The 16,415-nt window shown below is 68.9% G+C and carries 16 protein-coding genes; 3 read left to right on the top strand and 13 right to left on the bottom strand.

What is annotated here, in order from left to right:
* The first annotated feature begins 24 nt into the window (after positions 1 to 24).
* Positions 25 to 1,431, top strand: a complete 1,407-nt coding sequence (locus AD72_RS03375; RefSeq protein WP_051897819.1) for a PucR family transcriptional regulator — start codon at positions 25 to 27, stop codon at positions 1,429 to 1,431.
* Here AD72_RS03375 and AD72_RS03370 read toward each other — a convergent pair.
* From AD72_RS03370 to AD72_RS03350, 5 genes are all read right to left on the bottom strand, one after another.
* Complete coding sequence (locus AD72_RS03370; protein ID WP_031464880.1) at positions 1,419 to 2,459, bottom strand: beta-ketoacyl-[acyl-carrier-protein] synthase family protein; 1,041 nt, start codon at positions 2,457 to 2,459, stop codon at positions 1,419 to 1,421. The two genes, AD72_RS03375 and AD72_RS03370, sit on opposite strands and share 13 nt — an antisense overlap.
* Positions 2,456 to 3,676, bottom strand: a complete 1,221-nt coding sequence (locus AD72_RS03365) for a cytochrome P450 (RefSeq protein ID WP_031464879.1) — start codon at positions 3,674 to 3,676, stop codon at positions 2,456 to 2,458. The genes AD72_RS03370 and AD72_RS03365 overlap by 4 nt, the downstream gene beginning before the upstream one ends.
* Positions 3,673 to 3,933 carry an acyl carrier protein gene (locus AD72_RS03360; RefSeq protein WP_031464878.1) on the bottom strand — a complete coding sequence of 87 codons (261 nt, stop codon included), beginning with the start codon at positions 3,931 to 3,933 and terminating at the stop codon, positions 3,673 to 3,675. Before AD72_RS03360 ends, AD72_RS03365 begins: the two co-directional genes overlap by 4 nt.
* Positions 3,930 to 5,600 (bottom strand): AMP-binding protein, encoded by a 1,671-nt coding sequence (locus tag AD72_RS03355; RefSeq protein ID WP_197284865.1) that lies wholly within the window; start codon positions 5,598 to 5,600, stop codon positions 3,930 to 3,932. Before AD72_RS03355 ends, AD72_RS03360 begins: the two co-directional genes overlap by 4 nt.
* Before the next feature lie 162 nt (positions 5,601 to 5,762).
* Positions 5,763 to 6,599, bottom strand: a complete 837-nt coding sequence (locus AD72_RS03350) for an alpha/beta fold hydrolase (protein WP_031464876.1) — start codon at positions 6,597 to 6,599, stop codon at positions 5,763 to 5,765.
* Between the two features lie 185 nt (positions 6,600 to 6,784).
* Between AD72_RS03350 and AD72_RS03345 the strand changes: the two genes are divergently transcribed.
* Together AD72_RS03345 and AD72_RS03340 are read left to right on the top strand one after the other, a co-directional pair.
* Entirely contained in the window at positions 6,785 to 8,506 is a 1,722-nt protein-coding gene (locus AD72_RS03345; RefSeq protein ID WP_031464875.1) for a gamma-glutamyltransferase, read from the top strand.
* A 119-nt stretch (positions 8,507 to 8,625) separates the two neighbouring features.
* Positions 8,626 to 8,880, top strand: a complete 255-nt coding sequence (locus tag AD72_RS03340) for a hypothetical protein (RefSeq protein ID WP_031464874.1) — start codon at positions 8,626 to 8,628, stop codon at positions 8,878 to 8,880.
* A gap of 57 nt (positions 8,881 to 8,937) precedes the next feature.
* On the opposite strand, the gene AD72_RS03335 is transcribed toward AD72_RS03340, so the two are convergent.
* From AD72_RS03335 to AD72_RS03305, 8 genes are all read right to left on the bottom strand, one after another.
* Positions 8,938 to 9,162 (bottom strand): hypothetical protein, encoded by a 225-nt coding sequence (locus tag AD72_RS03335; RefSeq protein WP_031464873.1) that lies wholly within the window; start codon positions 9,160 to 9,162, stop codon positions 8,938 to 8,940.
* 36 nt (positions 9,163 to 9,198) lie between these two features.
* A complete protein-coding gene (locus tag AD72_RS03330) occupies positions 9,199 to 10,431 on the bottom strand; it encodes a YeeE/YedE family protein (RefSeq protein WP_031464872.1) in 1,233 nt (410 codons plus the stop codon).
* Positions 10,432 to 10,465: 34 nt separating this feature from the next.
* A complete protein-coding gene (locus AD72_RS03325; protein WP_051897817.1) occupies positions 10,466 to 12,199 on the bottom strand; it encodes a hypothetical protein in 1,734 nt (577 codons plus the stop codon).
* A 73-nt stretch (positions 12,200 to 12,272) separates the two neighbouring features.
* Positions 12,273 to 14,105, bottom strand: coding sequence for a hypothetical protein (locus tag AD72_RS03320; RefSeq protein ID WP_051897815.1), 1,833 nt, complete (start codon positions 14,103 to 14,105; stop codon positions 12,273 to 12,275).
* A gap of 118 nt (positions 14,106 to 14,223) precedes the next feature.
* A complete protein-coding gene (locus tag AD72_RS38150) occupies positions 14,224 to 14,295 on the bottom strand; it encodes a putative leader peptide (protein ID WP_425480752.1) in 72 nt (23 codons plus the stop codon).
* Between the two features lie 216 nt (positions 14,296 to 14,511).
* Positions 14,512 to 15,477 (bottom strand): copper resistance D family protein, encoded by a 966-nt coding sequence (locus AD72_RS03315; protein ID WP_031464869.1) that lies wholly within the window; start codon positions 15,475 to 15,477, stop codon positions 14,512 to 14,514.
* Positions 15,477 to 15,992 carry a copper resistance CopC family protein gene (locus tag AD72_RS03310; protein ID WP_031464868.1) on the bottom strand — a complete coding sequence of 172 codons (516 nt, stop codon included), beginning with the start codon at positions 15,990 to 15,992 and terminating at the stop codon, positions 15,477 to 15,479. Before AD72_RS03310 ends, AD72_RS03315 begins: the two co-directional genes overlap by 1 nt.
* The coding region (locus AD72_RS03305) for a DUF1775 domain-containing protein (RefSeq protein ID WP_037344740.1) at positions 15,989 to 16,415 on the bottom strand (427 nt) is incomplete at its 5' end. The genes AD72_RS03310 and AD72_RS03305, both read right to left, overlap by 4 nt.

The following is a 16,415-nucleotide window of genomic DNA, read 5'->3' as shown; positions in this document are numbered from 1 at the left end:
GCACCGGGAGGTGAACGAAGGGCTGTGCGCACACAGCTGGCGAATTCGTTGTGCAGCAAGCACACTGTGCGGATGCTGTTGTCCGAACTGCTCGCCACCCCGGGACTGGCCGGGATCTCCGTACTCGCCGGGCCCACCGAGGGCTCGGCGCGGTCGGCGCGGCTGCTGCGTACCGCCGAAGAGATCACCCGATGCTCCCCGGGGACCCTGGCCGTGCTGCTCGGCCCGCACCTCGGACATCGGCTGGATCTGGCCCTGCGCGACGCCGTGCGCGCGGGGCTGGCCGCACTGCTGGTGGAGACCGACGCGGCGATCCCGGTCACGGCGCAGCGGATCGCCGAACGGGGCGAGCTGTGCCTGTTGCACACTCCTCGTGATCCGGTCGAGCTGTTCCTGATCATGCGCGATGCCCTGCTCGGCGATGCCACCGCCGCGCTCTCCCGGCTCGACACGGCCGCCCGCGCACTCCGCTCCGGCGAAGCCGATCCGCTCGAGATCGCGGCACAAGCCATCGGGGAACCGGTGCGTCACGATGGCGCCACGGCGGGCGAATGCACCGTGACCTTCGGCGAGAACCGGCTTTCCGGCGGCGCCGACACCCCGTTCAGCCGAATCGTGCTCAGCCTGGCCGCGGCGGTACACGCCGCCGGGGTGAGCACCATCTCCGCCAGATCGCGCGGCGGGCTGCTCGCCGAACTGCTCAGTGCGCCTGCCGAACACGCGCTGAGCCTCGCCGCCCGTGCCCGGGCACTCGGCCTCGCCATCGACGGAACGCACACCGTGGCCCGGATCGAACCGTCGGCCAGTACCGGTACCGAGCGCTACCGGCTGCTCGCCACCGCCGAACGGGAAATCCAGGGCCTCGACCACCCCTGCGCCCAGCGCACCACCTGCACCGCGGACGATGCCGTGCACGTGCTGCTCACCGAGCACCACGACCGGCCCGAGCCGCGTTCGCACGCCGGGCAGCTGCTCGACCACATCCGCACTCGCCTGCCAGGGCACGGATTCCGCTGCGGGGTCGGCACCGCACATCAGGGCCCGCGCGGTATCCAGGCCTCGGCTCGCGAGGCCCGCGGTGCCGTACAACGACTCGAGCCCGATGCCACCGCGCCCGGCTACTACGACGCGGCAGGTCTCGACCGGATGCTTTTCGACTGGTACTCATCCACACCCGCCCGCGAAGCCGTGACCGAACTACTCGGTCCGCTGCTGTGCCTCGGCGCGCACAAAGCGGAACCACTGATCGCCGCGCTGCAAAGCTACCTCGACCACAACGGCTCGCCGAGCAACGCGGCTGCCGCACTGCACCTGCATCGCAATGCCGTCAGCCAGCGCGTACGCCGGGCCGGTGAACTACTCGCCGCCGACCTCGACGACCCGGAACAGCGGCTCAGACTCCAGCTCGCCTGCCGCGCCTACTTCGCCTGAGGGCCGCCATCCTGTGTCCGATTCGGCTGGCGGACATCCGTTCGCTCGATGATCAGGGCACTGGTGGTGAGACCGGCACCCAGACAGAGCAGCAGCGCCCGTCTGCTGGGTGCCAGGGTATCGAGCCGGGCGAGCGCGGCGAGATTGGCGAGGGTGTCCCCGGGCCCGAGGTGGCCGGTTTCGTGGCCGAACGGGAGATGGCGCCGGCGCAGGAATGCGGGCAGCGCGGCCAGGATCGAGTGCCGGACGACCTGGGCACCGAGGCGGACGGTGCACACGACGTCGATGGTGTCCCGCGCCTGTTCCTCGGTGAGCCCGGCATCGGCGAGGGCGCGCTGCCAGGTGATCCCGGTCAGTTCGCGGATGGCGCGCAGGTTGTGCACGAAATCGGTGCTCAGTTCGGCACTGCCCTCCGGTTGCCTGCGGAACGGGTGGAACCGCGGAAACCGTTCCTCCGCACGGGGATCACCGGCGATGGCCAGACTGAGCACGGCGTAGGGGCCCGGCCGGGTTCCGATGAGCACGGCGGTGGCCCCGTCGCCGAGGACGGTGCTCGGCGCGGTGTTCCAGCGGTCGTAGGGCAGTTCGCTGAAGTTCGCCGCGGTGCAGGCGAGTGCGGTACTGGTGCGGGATTCGGTGAGCAGGGTGCTCGCGGCGTAGTGCAGTGCGGCCACCCCGCCGTTCGACATCTGCTCGGTGGCGAAAGCGATGCTGTGCTCGGCGCCGAGGGTGCGCGCGATCCGGTGCGCGGGCGACCAGGGATCCTCCTCGCTCAGCGTGATTCCGGAGTAGCCGAGCACATCGATCCCGTCCGGCTCGATCCGCGCGGTCGCGCAGGCGTTCCGGCACGCGGCCAGTGCCATGCGCCAGGCGGGAATCTCCCCGGCGACGGGCACCGCGCGGTAGGCGGCGTTCGCGGTGTCCGAGTCGGTGCTGGCCCCCGCGGCCACCGCTTCTTCCGCTCGATAACGCTTGTCCGGCAGCCATTCGGTGGCGGCGGCGAGGTGCAGTTGTCCGCCGATCCTCATCGTGGTGCGGTGGCCGCGCCGAGCCGGACGGGGAGTTCGACGATCCTGCGGTCGATCAGGTTCGGCGTCCATTCCAGGCGTTCGGCGGGAATTTCCGGTTGCAGCCCGGGAAAACGCGCGAACAGTGCGGGAAGCGCGACCGTCAGTTCGAGCCGGGCCAGGTGCGCACCGGCGCAGTAGTGCATGCCGTACCCGAAGCTCAGGTGCGCGGGCTCGGCGGAGTTCTGTTCCTCGAGCGCTCCGCTGGAGCTGAACACGCGCGGATCGTGATTGGCGCTGGCCAGGCAGAGCATCACGTGTGCGTCGCGGGGAATACGCACCCCGCCGAGTTCGAGCTCGGCACTGGCGAATCTCCAGATGGCGAACGGGATCGAGGGATGGTGCCGGAGCAGCCCGTCGATCAGTGGCCCGGGATCCTCGTCGTGCAGGGAATCGAGCAGCCTCGGCTGCCCGGCGAACAGGGCGGCACCGTACCCGATCGCGGTCGCCGTGGTGATGATACCGGCGGCGAGCACCAGCATGACGGTGCTGACCAGTTCACGGAAGCTCAGTTTCTCGGCCCGGTAATACCGGTGCACCGCGAGCGAGATCAGGTCGTCACCGGCAGCGGCGCGCTTGTCCTCGATCGTCGCGAGACACAACCGCTGGAGTTCGCGTTGCGCCTCGGCGATATCGCCGCGGACCGGGCTCGCGAAGGTGGACATGGTCGTGACCAGGTGGGCGACTTCCCCGGCCAGGCCCGGTTCGATACCGAAGACCCGGCAGGCGACCTCGGCAACCACCGGATAGGCGAAATCCGCGCAGAGATCGGGCCGCGGTTGCCGCGCAAGGTGTTCGAGGCGGCTGTCCACGACCTCGTGCACCATCGGCCGCAGCCGGGCCACCGCCTTGGCCGACAAGGCCGAGGACAGCACCGCACGCAACCGGCGGTGCTCGGTTTCCTCGGTGTTGAGCGCGTGCCTGCCGCTCATGGTGATGCCGTCCTCGGGATGACGGCTGCCACCGAAGCGCGCCCGCGGATCGGTGACCGTGGCGGGATTCGCGGAAAGGAGTGGATGCTGCAGCGCCTCCTTCACCTCGGCGTACCTGGTGACGATCCACACCGGGAGCCCGGTGGAAAGCACGCGCCGGTGCACCGGGCCGCTTTCCCGCAGCTCGGCCAGTTTCGCATCGGTATCGGTCTGGTACGGGCACATCGTGAACGGTTCGGTGGTCACGCGGTTTTCCCTTCGTGGCCGACAGGACGGCACAGCTCCGCGAGGTCGGCGACCGTGCGCGCGGTGAACAGGGCCTCCTCGCTGATCTGCACACCGAGCTCGTCCTGGGTCGCCGAGACCGCATCCAGCAGCCGAAGCGAGTCCACGTTCGGCAGCTCGGTCAGCGGTTGTGCGGGATCGATGTCCTCCGGGGCGAGCTCGAGCGCGTGCGCGAGATGACGCGCGAGGACCCGCAGTGTTTCGGTTGTCTCGTTCATCCGTGCTGCTCCTGTTGCGCCGCAAGGCGTTCGCGCACTTCGGCGCGCCGCCATTTGCCGCTGGTGGTGCGGGGAAGCCAGCCGCGTGGCACGGCGCGGACCGCGATCTCGCCGATGCCGAGCCGTCCGGAGATCGCCTGGCGCACCCGCGTGGTGAGCGCATCGTGGTCCTCGCTCCGGGTTTCCACCACGACGAGCATGCGTTCGCTGTCTGGCTCGGCCACGGCCACACAGTGCCCGTGATAGACGCCGTCGACCACACCGGCGATCGATTCCGCGTCCTCGGCGTGGATATTGCGGCCCGCGACGATGATCACGTCCTTGATCCTGCCGGTGACGTAGAGCTCGCCGTCGTGCAGGAAACCGGTGTCGCCGGTGCGGAACCAGCCCGCGTGCATGCGCTCGCGGGTGGCCTCGGGGTCCCCGAGATAGCCGCTCATCAGGTTGGGGCCGGTCGCTTCGATCTCGCCGACATGCCCGGCGGGAAGCGGAAACCCGGTTGCGTCGACGATCCGGACGGTGACCCCGGGAAACGGCGGCCCCTGGGAGACAACGGGCAGTCCGTACGGATCCGCTTCGGCGAGGAAACGGACCCTGGCCCCGTTCTCCAGGCTGGACCGGTCGACGTGCACCGTCCGGGAGACCACTTCCGTGTGCTGCAGCGTGATACCGACGCAGAATTCGGCCATGCCGTAGCCGGGCGTCATCACACCCGCTTTTCCCCGTATTTCGGCGAAATCGCGCATCGTGGACGCGCGGACCACCTCACCGGCGTTGACCGCGCTGCGCAGAAAGCGCAGATCGGGGCGGCCGTCCGCGGACCGCGCGGCCGAAACGAGGCGGTCATAGGCGAAATTGGGTCCGGTGAAGATCGTGACCCGGTGCTCGGCCAGATAGCGCAACGCTCCCGCGGTATCGCGGATGAACGCGCCGGGGTTGACCAGATGGGCCTCCAGGCCGATGTAGAGAAAGCTCAGCAGGCCGATCAGGCCGAAGTCGTGGAACAACGGAACCCACTGCCACGCGATGTCCGAGCTGGTCGTGCCCATCCGGGCCAGCGTGCCCCGGATGCTGGGCAACAGCGCCTCGTGGGTGAGCACGATTCCCTTCGGCGCGGCCGTGCTTCCGGAACTAAACTGCACCACCGCGGGATCCCGCGGGCCGGGGCGGCAGGCGATCGGTGGCGTGCCCGTTCGGCAGTTTCCCACCTCCAGCAACCGGATTCCGGTTTCCCCGGGGATCAGCGTGGTGAGCAGGCCCGCGGTCGCCGCGTCGGTGAGCACGAGGCGCACCCCGGCCTTGTTCAGCAGGCCGGAGAAGGCCTCGACTGCGGCGTCCGGCCCGGTGGCCATCGAGGGGACCGGCAGGAGTGTGGCCGCCGCACCGGCGAACATGATCCCGAAGACGGCCGCCACGAAGTCCGGAGAGGTCGGGCCGAGAACGCCGACCACCGATCCGGTGCCCACACCGGAATCCGCCAGCTCGGCGGCGATTCCGCCCGCCCGCTCGACCAGTTCGCCGGTCGTCAGTACCTGCCCGGATTCCGGGAACACCAGCCGGGCCTCATCGGCTCTGAGCAGCATGTCGCACAGCGTCGTGAAACCCTCGGTGTCCGGCGCGGCGAGTGCGCTCACCGCTTGCTGCCCGACAGATCCCTGGACCGTCATCGAGTGACCTTCCACTAGACAATGTGGACAGCGGCGCATCCGCCCACCGGATCGAGCCTGCCATCCGCGGCAGGACCGGACCTACCGCCGTTCAGGCGACACCCGGACGCGCGAAGACCACAAAACGCAGTCACCGCAACGAAATCCTGCTCCGGTGTTCCCTCATGCTGAGATGCCGAGAAAGTCCAGGATCTCCTCGGTGACCCGGTCGGGCGCGTCTTCCATGACGAAGTGACCGGCATCCGGGATGGTGACGAGTTCGGCGCCGGGAATGTCGGCGGCGAGCTTCCGGGCGTAGTCGAGGGGCTGCCATTCGTCTTGCGCACCCCAGAGGATGCGCACCGGCATGCGCAACCGGCCGAGGTGCGCGCTGATCTCCTCGGTGTAGATCGAGTCGTAGTGGCGGACCTGGTGTTCGAAGAACGAACCGGGCCCGAGGCCGGACTGGTGTGGTGCCAGGTAGGCCTCGAGTACCGCGCCGGTCATGATTTCCTTGTCCGCCACGGTCATTTCGAGCTGGCGGGTCAGCAAAGTGTCGAACTCCCGCCGGGACAGATTCCGGTAGTCCTCGAGGTGTTCGGCGATGATCGAGCGCCAGCTCGCCGATGGCCAGGAGTCATAGCTGACCGTGTCCAGCAGCATCAGCCGCCGCACCCGTTCGGGGGCGGCGAGGGCGAACCGCGCAGCAATGGCACCGCCGATGTCGTGCGCGATGATGGTGACACGGTCCAGACCGAGCTCGTCGAGCAACGCCCCGAGCAGCGTGGTCTGCCCGGCCACCGAGGTGTCCCGGTCCAGCGGACGCTCGGATCGCCCATACCCCAACAGGTCATAGGTGAGCACGCGATGACCGGTCGCCTCGACCCGGGGGACCACGTCCCGCCATTCATGGGAATGCGACGGCGTGCCGTGCACGAAGACCACCGGCTCCCCCGTACCCCGATCGCGATACGCGAGCCGAACACCGTCCACCAGGAGATCGCCGCTCAGAAAGGTCATGTGGACTCCTCCAGCCGATTGACTATACCGATCTGTATACCGCGGTCGACTATACAGATCGGTATAGCCTGCGGCCAGGCTCGGCACTTGTCGCACCTGCGGGCCGGATCTTTTGACAGTTGCCGGACGCGCGGTGAGCATGAGATGCCCGATTCTTGGGTCGTCCCCGGCAGCAAAGGAACATCGTGGTTGATTCAGGGATCGATCTCGGCCCGGCGAGCTGGCAGCCGGGCGAGTACGAGCGGTTTTTCCAGGCGCAGACCGCGGTGCGGACCAGGGCCGGCGCGGCGAGCGGCGACCACGGGGCGGTGACCGTCGCCTACGGAGCACCGGCGGCGCGGGCCGGTCTCGAAGCCCTGCGCCAGGGTGGCACCGCGGCCGATGCGGCGATGACCACCGCGCTGGCCCAGGTTGCGCTCACCGCCGGATCCGCGGTCAGCTACTTCGGCATCATGTCGCTGGTGTACTACGAGGCGAGCAGCGGCGAAGTGCACACGATGAACGCCGAGTGGAACACGGTCGCCGGGGAGAACGATCCGCTGTCGATCCCCGGCGGGGTGACCCTCGATGGCAGCGTCGAGGCGGCGCGGGGCGCGGCGCCCAGCGGCAGGGCCGCGCTCGTCGGCGGTTTCCTCAAGGGGGTGGAGGCGGGGCACCAGCGGTTCGGCAGGCTTCCGTTCGCGAGCCTGTTCGGACCCGCGATCGAGTTCGCGGAGCGCGGGATTCCGATCAGTCCCGGGCTGGACCTCGCCTACACGATGCGCGAGGAGGACCTGCGGCGGCTTCCGGAGACCAGGGAAACCCTGCTGAAGCCGGACGGTTCGCGCTACCGTCACGGTGAAACGCTTCGGCAGCCGCGGCTCGCGCGCACCCTGGGGCAGATCGCCGAAACGGGAACCGATCATCTCTACCACGGCCCGCTCGGCGAACGGATCGTCGAAGCGGTGCGCGCCGACGGAGGCCGGATGACCATGCAGGACCTGCGCGACTACGAGGTGCGGTGGGCTCCCGCACTGCGCGCGGACCTCGGCGAGGAACTGGTCATCGCCACCGCGCCGTGGCCGAACGCCGGTGGTATCGCGATGATCGAGGCGCAGAACCTCGCCACCGCGGCGGGTCTGACCGATAGTCCACATTGGACGGAATCGGGGGAATCCCTGCGCCGCGCGCTGGACATCACCCAACTGCTGCTGGTGTCGAGTCTACCGGCGGAGACCGTGGCTGCCGCGTTCCCCGGGCTGGATTTCTCGCCGGAGAACCGGGTCACCCCGGAGCACGCCCGGCAGCTGTGGCAGCGGATCGAGAACGGTTCCCCACTGCCCTGGAAAACCGTGCCGCCGCGGCACTCCGACGATGTGGTCGCGGTCGACGAGCACGGCAACATCGCGGCGATCACCCACTCGATCAACTGCGTGCTGTGGGGCAGGCCCGCGATCGTGGTGGACGGGATCACGGTCGGCGATCCGGGCGCGCACCAGCAACAGCAGATCGCGGCCACCGAACCCGGCGGCCGGCTGCCCGCGCCCACCGAGACCGGGATCGTGTTCCGGGCGGGCGATCCGGTGCTCGGCTTCGCCTCGATGGGCTCGGGCCTGCACCAGAAAACCTTCCAGTGCCTGCTGAATCACCTCCGGCTGGGGATGACGGTGGAGGAGGCGGTGAACACGCCGGACTTCTTCATGCCGTCCTTCGACCCGGCCACCGGGGCCGCCACCGCCGTGTTCCACGAGGGCGAATACGACCACGCCGTGCTCGAGGCGAGCGGGCTACCGTGGACCGAGGTCAGCTCCGAGGCCGCGCGGTTCGGCGGCGAGGGCTACTGGGTCGCGATCTCCCGGGATCCGGTCACCGGCCGGGTCGAGGCCGCCTCGCACAACCGCAATAACAGCGCCGCGCTCGCCTACTGACCCGCGAATACTCGAATATCGAGGAATTCCCGAGAACTGGATCACGCTTTCTTTTCCCAGCGCGCGATGCCACGGTAGTTCCGGAAAATAACCACCGGAACCAGATTGGGAATACGGTTATGCGCACTTGTCTCCGGCGTGGAATCACGTCCTCGGTGATCGCGCTCGGCCTGCTCGCGGGCGCGGGAGTACCGGCGATGGCGGCGACCGGCGGCGGCCCAGGCGATGGCGGCGATCCCGCGATCGTGGGCGAGCCGGACACCAGCGGTCTGCACGACATCTGGACCGATTACACGGTGCTCGGGGTCCCGGTCGTCGGGCTGATCCAGTCGGTCGCCGAGGCCCCCGGAAAGCTGCTGCCCTCCGGAAGCTGAACCCGCGAACAGGGGCCGCCGCACCGGATTCGGCGCGACGGCCCCGTTTTCGTGCCCTCAGCCGTGCAACACGGTCAGCAGTTTGTCCACCGGAGCGAGCAGGGCGGTCGGCAGCCCCACGGTGGGGCTGAGCACGCCGCCGAGGTCGACCCCGGGCACCAGCCAGACGGCGGGACCGTCCTGGTCCGCGGGCTGCGCCGCGCTCGCCGGTCCGGCCGCTCCGGCCAGCGCCGCCGCGACGATACCGCCACCGATCAGGACACGCGCGAAACGTCGTTTCATAGGTACGTACTCCTCACTGTTGTTGCGGATCAGGATTCAGCAGACCGAATCCGTCGGTTTGGGATTTGTCAGTCCGAAAAGCGGGCGCAATGCTATTCCCGCATAGGTGCCGCCGATGGCCATGATTCCCCACAGCCAGCCGTGCAGGCTGAACGAGGCGATACCGGAGAAATAGGCACCGATATTGCACCCGCCCGCGAGCCGCGCGCCGAATCCCATCAGGATTCCGCCGAGCACGGCCCCGAGCGCCATCCGCGGCGGGACGCTGCGGTGCAGCACGAAGGCTCCGGCGAGCGCCGCGGCGATGAGCGCGCCGATCATGATGCCGAAGTCCATCACCGAGGTCTTGTCCGCGAGCACCGAAGCGTGCAATGCCTTGGCGTTCTTCGTCACCTGCCAGTACGGCGCTCCGGAGATGTCGATGCCCAGCCAGCCGAGGATCTTCGCGCCCCACAGGCTGAACGCGGAGGTGATGCCCCACGGGCCGCCGGAGACGAACAGCGTGACGGCGTTGAGCACGGCCAGCGCGATCGCTCCCGCCCACAGCGGCCAGGAACCGCGCAGCACCCTGGCGACGCCCCGCGCCGATGGCGGTCGCTGCACCGGTGGTGGGCTGCGCCGCCGCTGCACCCACCGCGAGGCGAGCACCACGCCCGCGATGATCACCAGCGAGATCAGCAGCGCGCCCGGATATCCGAGCGGGGTTTCGGCGAACGAGACCTTCGGACCGAGGTTCTGCAGCACGGTGATCCAGTTCGCGGCGAAGGCACTCGCGATCGAACCGAGGATGAACCCGCCGAGGGTGTAGAGGATCGCCGTCTGGCCGCTGCCGACCGCGAACAGCGTGCCCGAGGCGCAGGAACCGCCGATCTGCATGCCGACCCCGAACAGGAACGCGCCGAGGATCACCCCGACCCCGGCGGGCATGACCAGCCCCTCCGGCCGCCCGGAAAGGCTCGCCCCGAATCCCAGGATCACCGCGTACAGCGCACACGCGACCGCGAGCATCAGCATGTGCGCCCGCAGCGCGCTGCCCTGGCCGACGGTGACCAACTGCCGCCACGCCGAGGTGAATCCGAACCGGGAGTGGAACAACACCAGGCCGAGCAGCAAGCCGAGCGTGTACAGCAGGGTCGGTTTCCAGCCCGCCGCGTTGAACACGGCGAGCCCGAGCGCCACCGCCAGCACCAGTCCCACGCCGACCACGCCTGCCCGTGCCGAGGGCGCCCGCGCCGCGGGTAGTCCGAAACCGCCGTCGATTGCCGTCATATCGCGTCCTTTCTCGTGCTGCCCGGGACATGTCTCAGCGCAGAATTCCGGTGACCGGGACGATCGTGCCGTCCGGGATCCACTGCCCCGGATACGGTTTTCCCATGTCTGTCATGGAATCCATCGGCATCGCGTTCACCTGCGCGCAGCCGTAGATCTGCAGCCCGGCATCCACCGGCGCGCCGGTCTCGGCCGCCCAGGAACGATAGGCCGCCGTGGACGGGTTCTCCCCGCCGAACAGGTTTTCCAGTGCCACGGAGAATTCCAGCGATTCGCGCACCCGCGGGTCGAACCGCAGCGGCAGCTCCGAGGTCGGCACCGAATTCACGATCGGCGCGTTGAGCAGCCAGGGCGCGAGGTAGTTCCCGTAGGCGTAGAGCGGATCCTCCTGCTGCGCGCGGCGGGTGTGCACCAGGGTGTCGCTCGCGTGCTGCCATCCGGCGAGCACCAGCAGTGCCCCATCGGGATGCGGGCTTGCGGCGATCGTGATCCCGTGCCGCGCGGCGGCCTCGCGGACAACCCGTTGTGCCGCCGTGGAACGCGGGCTCGCGTCCCCGGCCACGGTGATCACCCGCGCCCCGCGACCGGCCAGGAATCCCACGGTGGTGCGCAGATCCCGCGCATCGCCCGCGCTGAGCGCATCGGCGGGGCAGCCACGCAGTACGTTCCGGTTCCCGGTGACCAGGGAACCGAGTGCGGCACTCGCGCACTCCGGCCCGTCCGGCCCGGCCGCCTGCGGCAGCGGGGCACCGGTTCCGGTGTCCACGCCCACTTCCTGATCGCCGATGGTGAGCGTGCCGCGCCCCGCGGGCAGGTTCACCCGCGCCCAGCTGCCCTCGGCTCCTGGCCGGGAACCGGCGCGCACCCGGTGGCCGTCCGCGCCTGTGACGGTGATGTCCCTGCCCGCGGAATCCGGGAAGTGCACCAGATTCGGACCCGGCCGGTTCGGGGTGACCAGCAGCGGAACCTGCTTGCCCGCGAGCCGGACGTGGGTGAGTTCGGGAACCCCCGGCGTGGGCAGCGCACCGGGCTCGGGGATCGCGGCCACCGCGGTCCAGGCGCCGAAGCTCAGCACCACGGCGATCGCCGCCGCCCGGGAGGCGATCCGCGCGTACCGGCGCAGCAGCAGAGCGATCAGCACCAGCACGGCGAGCACCGCTCCGGCGAACACCACGAGCCCGTACGCCGTCTGGTACAGCCGCCGGTCGAAGGCAACCCCGGAGGCGAGCAACTGCCCGGTCCCGGTGACCGCCAGCACCGCGGCGGCGCCAAGGCCCAGTGTCCGTACCCGCGACCGATCCAGGCGCCAGTTCCGAATGTCCACAGTGGCCAGATAACCGGCCGCGCCGAGCAGTACCACCGCGGCCAGGATGAAGAACAGGTCCAGCGCGAACCACAGCCCGCCTGCCGCCTCGCGTGATCCCTCGGCGATCAGCAATCCGGTCAACAGCACGGCGAGCACCGCGACCGGCCCGGGTTTACCGAGCAGCACGGCGATCGCGGCGGTGAGCACGATCTGCACCACCGTGACCGCGATCCCCGCCTGTGCGAACGGAACCGACAGCGCGGCCGCCAGCACGGCGATCCCGGCCGCGGCGCACACCGAGACCGTGGTCCGTTTCGAGTGCGCGCGCACCACCGGACGCAGCAGTCCCAGCCCGGCGACCACTGCGGTGGCCACCAGGAGCACGATCCGCAGCAGCACCGCGAGGATCGGTGTTCCGGCCTCGGCGGCCTGCGCCGCGTGATCCATCCCCGGCATGTCCATGACGACTCCAAGCTCGGCGGTCGGTGGTGCCGGGATATCCCGGCACCACCGACCGGTTTTCCTTGCCGGTGACCTACTTCAGGTCCTTGTCGGCGACGACGAACAGTTCGGAGTGCGGTTTCGCGTATCCGAAATCGCCGTGCGGCCAGGATTTCCGGTTGAAGTCGACCCCGACCTGGCCGGTGACCTCGTCCCGGAAGTCCTTGTCCACCGACAGCTTCCCGTCCTTGCCGAGGCCGAGCATCCACACCTTGTGGTCCCCGTCCAGCCCGGAGCGGGCCACGAAGTAGTCCGAGGCCGCGATGCGTGAGGGCTGCTCGGTTTCGTGGTAGTAGCCGTCCTTGCCGGTCTGGAAGTGATCGTAGGTGCCCCAGTGCGGGCCCTGACCGGCTTGCCCCGGGTTGATCCCGGCCGCCCCGGCCAGTGTCGGGCAGTCGGCACCGCCGCCCTGTTCGGCCTTGGACTTGGTGTCGATGGCGCACTTGACGTCATCACCGGCACCGATCAGCTTCTGGATGTTCAGCGTGTAGACCCCGCCACTGGTCCCCGGATCGCTCGGGCCGAGCGTGCCCTTCGGTCGCCCGATGACCGCGTGGTACAGGAACTTGTCGTCCGGGCTCACCGCGACCCAGCCGCCGTTGGTGCCGGATCCGATGTTGTCGTTCCCCTGGGCGAACTTCTTGCCCGCAGTTCCGTCGTCCCAGACCTCGCGCCATTCCGGCTTCTTCGCCGTGATGTCCGGGGTGTAGAAGATCGCGCCGCCCTGCATGGTCTGCGCGAAGGCACCCTTGTGGCCCGGTTTGTGCGTGACCCCGTTCTCCATCACCGCGCGGCTCTCGTTGTGCAGCGGATCTTTCGGATTCGACCGCGGCCCGTCGGGGAGATAGGCCACCGACTTCAGCTTCGGATGATCGCGGTCGGCGATGTCCCAGGTCCGGATCGTCGGGCGGCGCAGATACGGCGAGGGTTGTTTCACCGGGTCCAGGATGATGTTCCGCGGTTCCACGTAGTCACTGGTGACCATGGTGTTCAGATCCTCGCGCACCTGGATGCCGTGCGGGTTCGCACAGGTCGCCTTGCCCAGCTGCGGCAGGTCGTCACAGAGTTTCTGATTGTCGCCCTGCGGGGTGGCGGCGGAGACCTGGGAGAGTGCCTTGCCCTTCCGGTCGAAGCGCACCACCTCCCCCGGACTTCCCGCGAACCCGTTGGAGATCACGGTTTTCCCGTTACTGTCCACATAGGGACCGGGAACGACCGGGCCACCCATGTAGGTGCCGTAGGCGGTGCCGTCCTTGAGCGTGTCGTACGCGTCGGGGACCGACCCGCCGAGCGTCTGGGTCGGCAGGCTCACCCCTTTGAGCGTAAGCTTGGGCAGCGCCGACACGTCGAAGGCGTAGGTGGCCGCGCTGAACAAACCACCGGCATAGATCGTGTCGCCCTTGTGCCAGGTGTACTGCATGTGGTGCGGCTCGTTCTCCACCAGCGGCCCCACGGTGGCCGTGTTGACCACCTTGCCGTAGTCCGGGGATCCCTTCGTCGCATCGATCACCGCGAGGAAGTCCGGCCCCGGCAGGGCGTTCTTCACCTTGTCCAGGCCACCGCCGAGGGATCCGGGCAACCCCTTGATGTCCTTGACCGCGGTATCGGCGACGTTCTCGTCACCGGCCCAGACGAGCAGCCATTCCTTGCGTTTGCCTCCGGTATCGGCCTTGGCCGCCAGATTTCCCGGAACCAGGTGGTTTTTCACCCAGTAGTCCCTGCCGTCCGCGGCCTTGGCGTGCTCGGTCGAGACCTGCACGGCCGCCTCGGCCGGTTGCGTTCCGGGGAATGCCGCGAGGCCGGTACCGACCACGGCGGCGGCGAGTACGGCCGCAACCTTGGACCATCGTCGCGAGGTTTTCACCATCCACTCTCCATTTCAGATTCCAACAGCGTGCGAGGGCACGAACAAACCCGCCCATCCGATCCGGATACGGCGGAAACAGATACTTCGAATTACCGCGAATTCAGAAACAATACGGAGTTCAGTGACAGAGTGCGCTCGCCGTGCGGCACAGGTCCGCATGAATACGCGCTACCAGGAGCGTACGAAGCATGGGTGAATATTTTCGCCCCGCGCGGGTGATGTCAACGTGTCCCACCATCCTTGTCATCACCCGATCAGGCGTACAAAGCAGGGAATAGCGGGCATATTCGCAGCTCACGAACCAACAATGACGATGCGGAAAAGTTCCCGGCAACTGGCACTGTTATAGTCTCGTTATATGCTCGTATTCGAGCATATCCGGGATCGAATAAATCGAATCGGCGCACTATTGCTGTAGCGGTGTTCTGGTGAGTACCACCGCGACACCGATCGCCAGCCCCAGCACGGCGAGCTCGACGACCGCGAGCCGGGCGAATCCGCCACGCGCTCCGCTGAGCACGGCGGGCAGCACTCGATAGCGCATGGCAGCCCCGAGCCCGCTCAGCGCGAGCAGGCAGACCAGCTTGGCGCACAGCAGCAGGCCGTAGTCGTTCCGGAAAAGCGTGACATACCAGGGAATTCCCGGAACAGCGGCAAGCTGTAGCAGACCGAAGCAGATCCCGGTGACCGTGACGAGGGCCAGGCATGTCCCGGCCACCGTGGAGAACCGGGCGAGCACCGTCGCCGCGGGATGTCGTGCCGTGTACAGCACCGCGAGCAGCCCTCCGGTCCAGACCAGCGCGCCGAGCACGTGCAGCTCCATCGCCACGGTGCCGAGCCGCCCGCGCCAGTCCGGCTGATCCGTGGCATGCCCGACAAGCGGCAGGACGAGCACCGCGGCACCGGAGACCAGCAGCGGCAGCGCGGGTGCGATCCCGCCGCCGCGCCGCGCATCCAGTACCGCGAGCACCGCGAGGGCCACGGCGAGGGCGAACAGAAATACCTGCGCCTTCCCCGCGCCGACCAGCACCACGTACTCGCCGATCGAAGCAAGGGTGACCGGACGCTCCGGGCGGAAATCCGCGCTCTGCAGCACGAGTTGACCGAGCGCCGAGGCACCGAGCACCAGCGCGGCGCAGGCGGCGATGGGCTGGGTTCCCGCCTTCGAAGCCCCCAGCGCGGGCAACAGGTGCACACCGAGCAGCGCCACGGCGGCAAGGTAGAACACTCCGCGCAGTACCGAGATTCCGATCCCGATGGCCGGTGGGCTGTTCGGGATCCCCGGCACCGCAATGGGAATCGTGGCCACCCCGAGCGCCGCCGCGGTCAGCGCCACCACCACGGCGAGCGCCGCGAAGGGCAGAGCGCGCACTACTTCCTCGCGGGCCTGGTCAGCCGCAGCGCCAGCCCGATCGCGACCACGAGCAGCAGCACGACCCCGGCCACCCAGACCCAGACCGGGATCCCGCCGCCGGTACCGGCCTGTTCGGACTGTTCCGGATCAGCGGGCGTGCCGTGGCCCGGTGTGCTCAGGGTGAACGTGGCGGTTCCGGAAACCGGGTGCCCGTCCGCCGAGATCACCCGGTACGCGATCGTGTAGCGGCCCGCGGGGCCGAGTTCGCGCAGCGGCACCCGTACGCTGTCACCGTCCACAGTGGCCAGACGCTGTGCCTGCCACTGGCTGCGCCCGTCCGGGCCGAGCACCGAGATGCGATTCTCCCCCTGTTGCACGGGTTCGCCGAAGGTCACCGTCACCTGCTTCGGGGAACTGCCGACCGTGGCACCGTTTCCCGGGCTCGATCCGACGAAGGTGTTGTGCGCGAACGCGGGACCGGCGAGCCCGGCGAATCCCAGCATCAGCGCGGCCAGTAGCACTGCCCGCCTCATCGGTTCACCCTTCGCTGGCGCAGCAGCACCCCGATCGCGAGCCCCAGACCGAGTACCCCGATCCCCACGCCGAGCCCGCCGAGTAGTCGCGCCGTCCCGTCGCCGGTTCCCGCGTGCTGGGCCGTTGCTCGAGGGCGGGAGACACCGGCCAGCGTGATCTCCGGGGCCGGGTGTTCCGGTTCCGTGGCACCCGGCCGGGCCGGGGTGGCCCAGTCCACCACCGTTCCGTCGTCGTAGCGCTGTTCGGTCGGCAGGTGCAGCACATCCGTGTCCGGTGGCAGCGGGCCCAGCGACAGCCAGAACGTCTGGAACTGCCCCGGCGGGGTGCCCGCTCCGGGATCGGCCGTGAAGCTCACCGTGCTCGGCGCCTCGGTGAGCGTCAGTCCGCCCTCCCGCTTCGGCTGCGGCAGCCGAAGCGGGAGG

This window comes from Sciscionella sediminilitoris, from assembly GCF_000737195.2.
Classification (GTDB): Bacteria; Actinomycetota; Actinomycetes; order Mycobacteriales; family Pseudonocardiaceae; genus Sciscionella; species Sciscionella sediminilitoris.
This window is presented reverse-complemented; position numbering and strand designations above follow the sequence as displayed.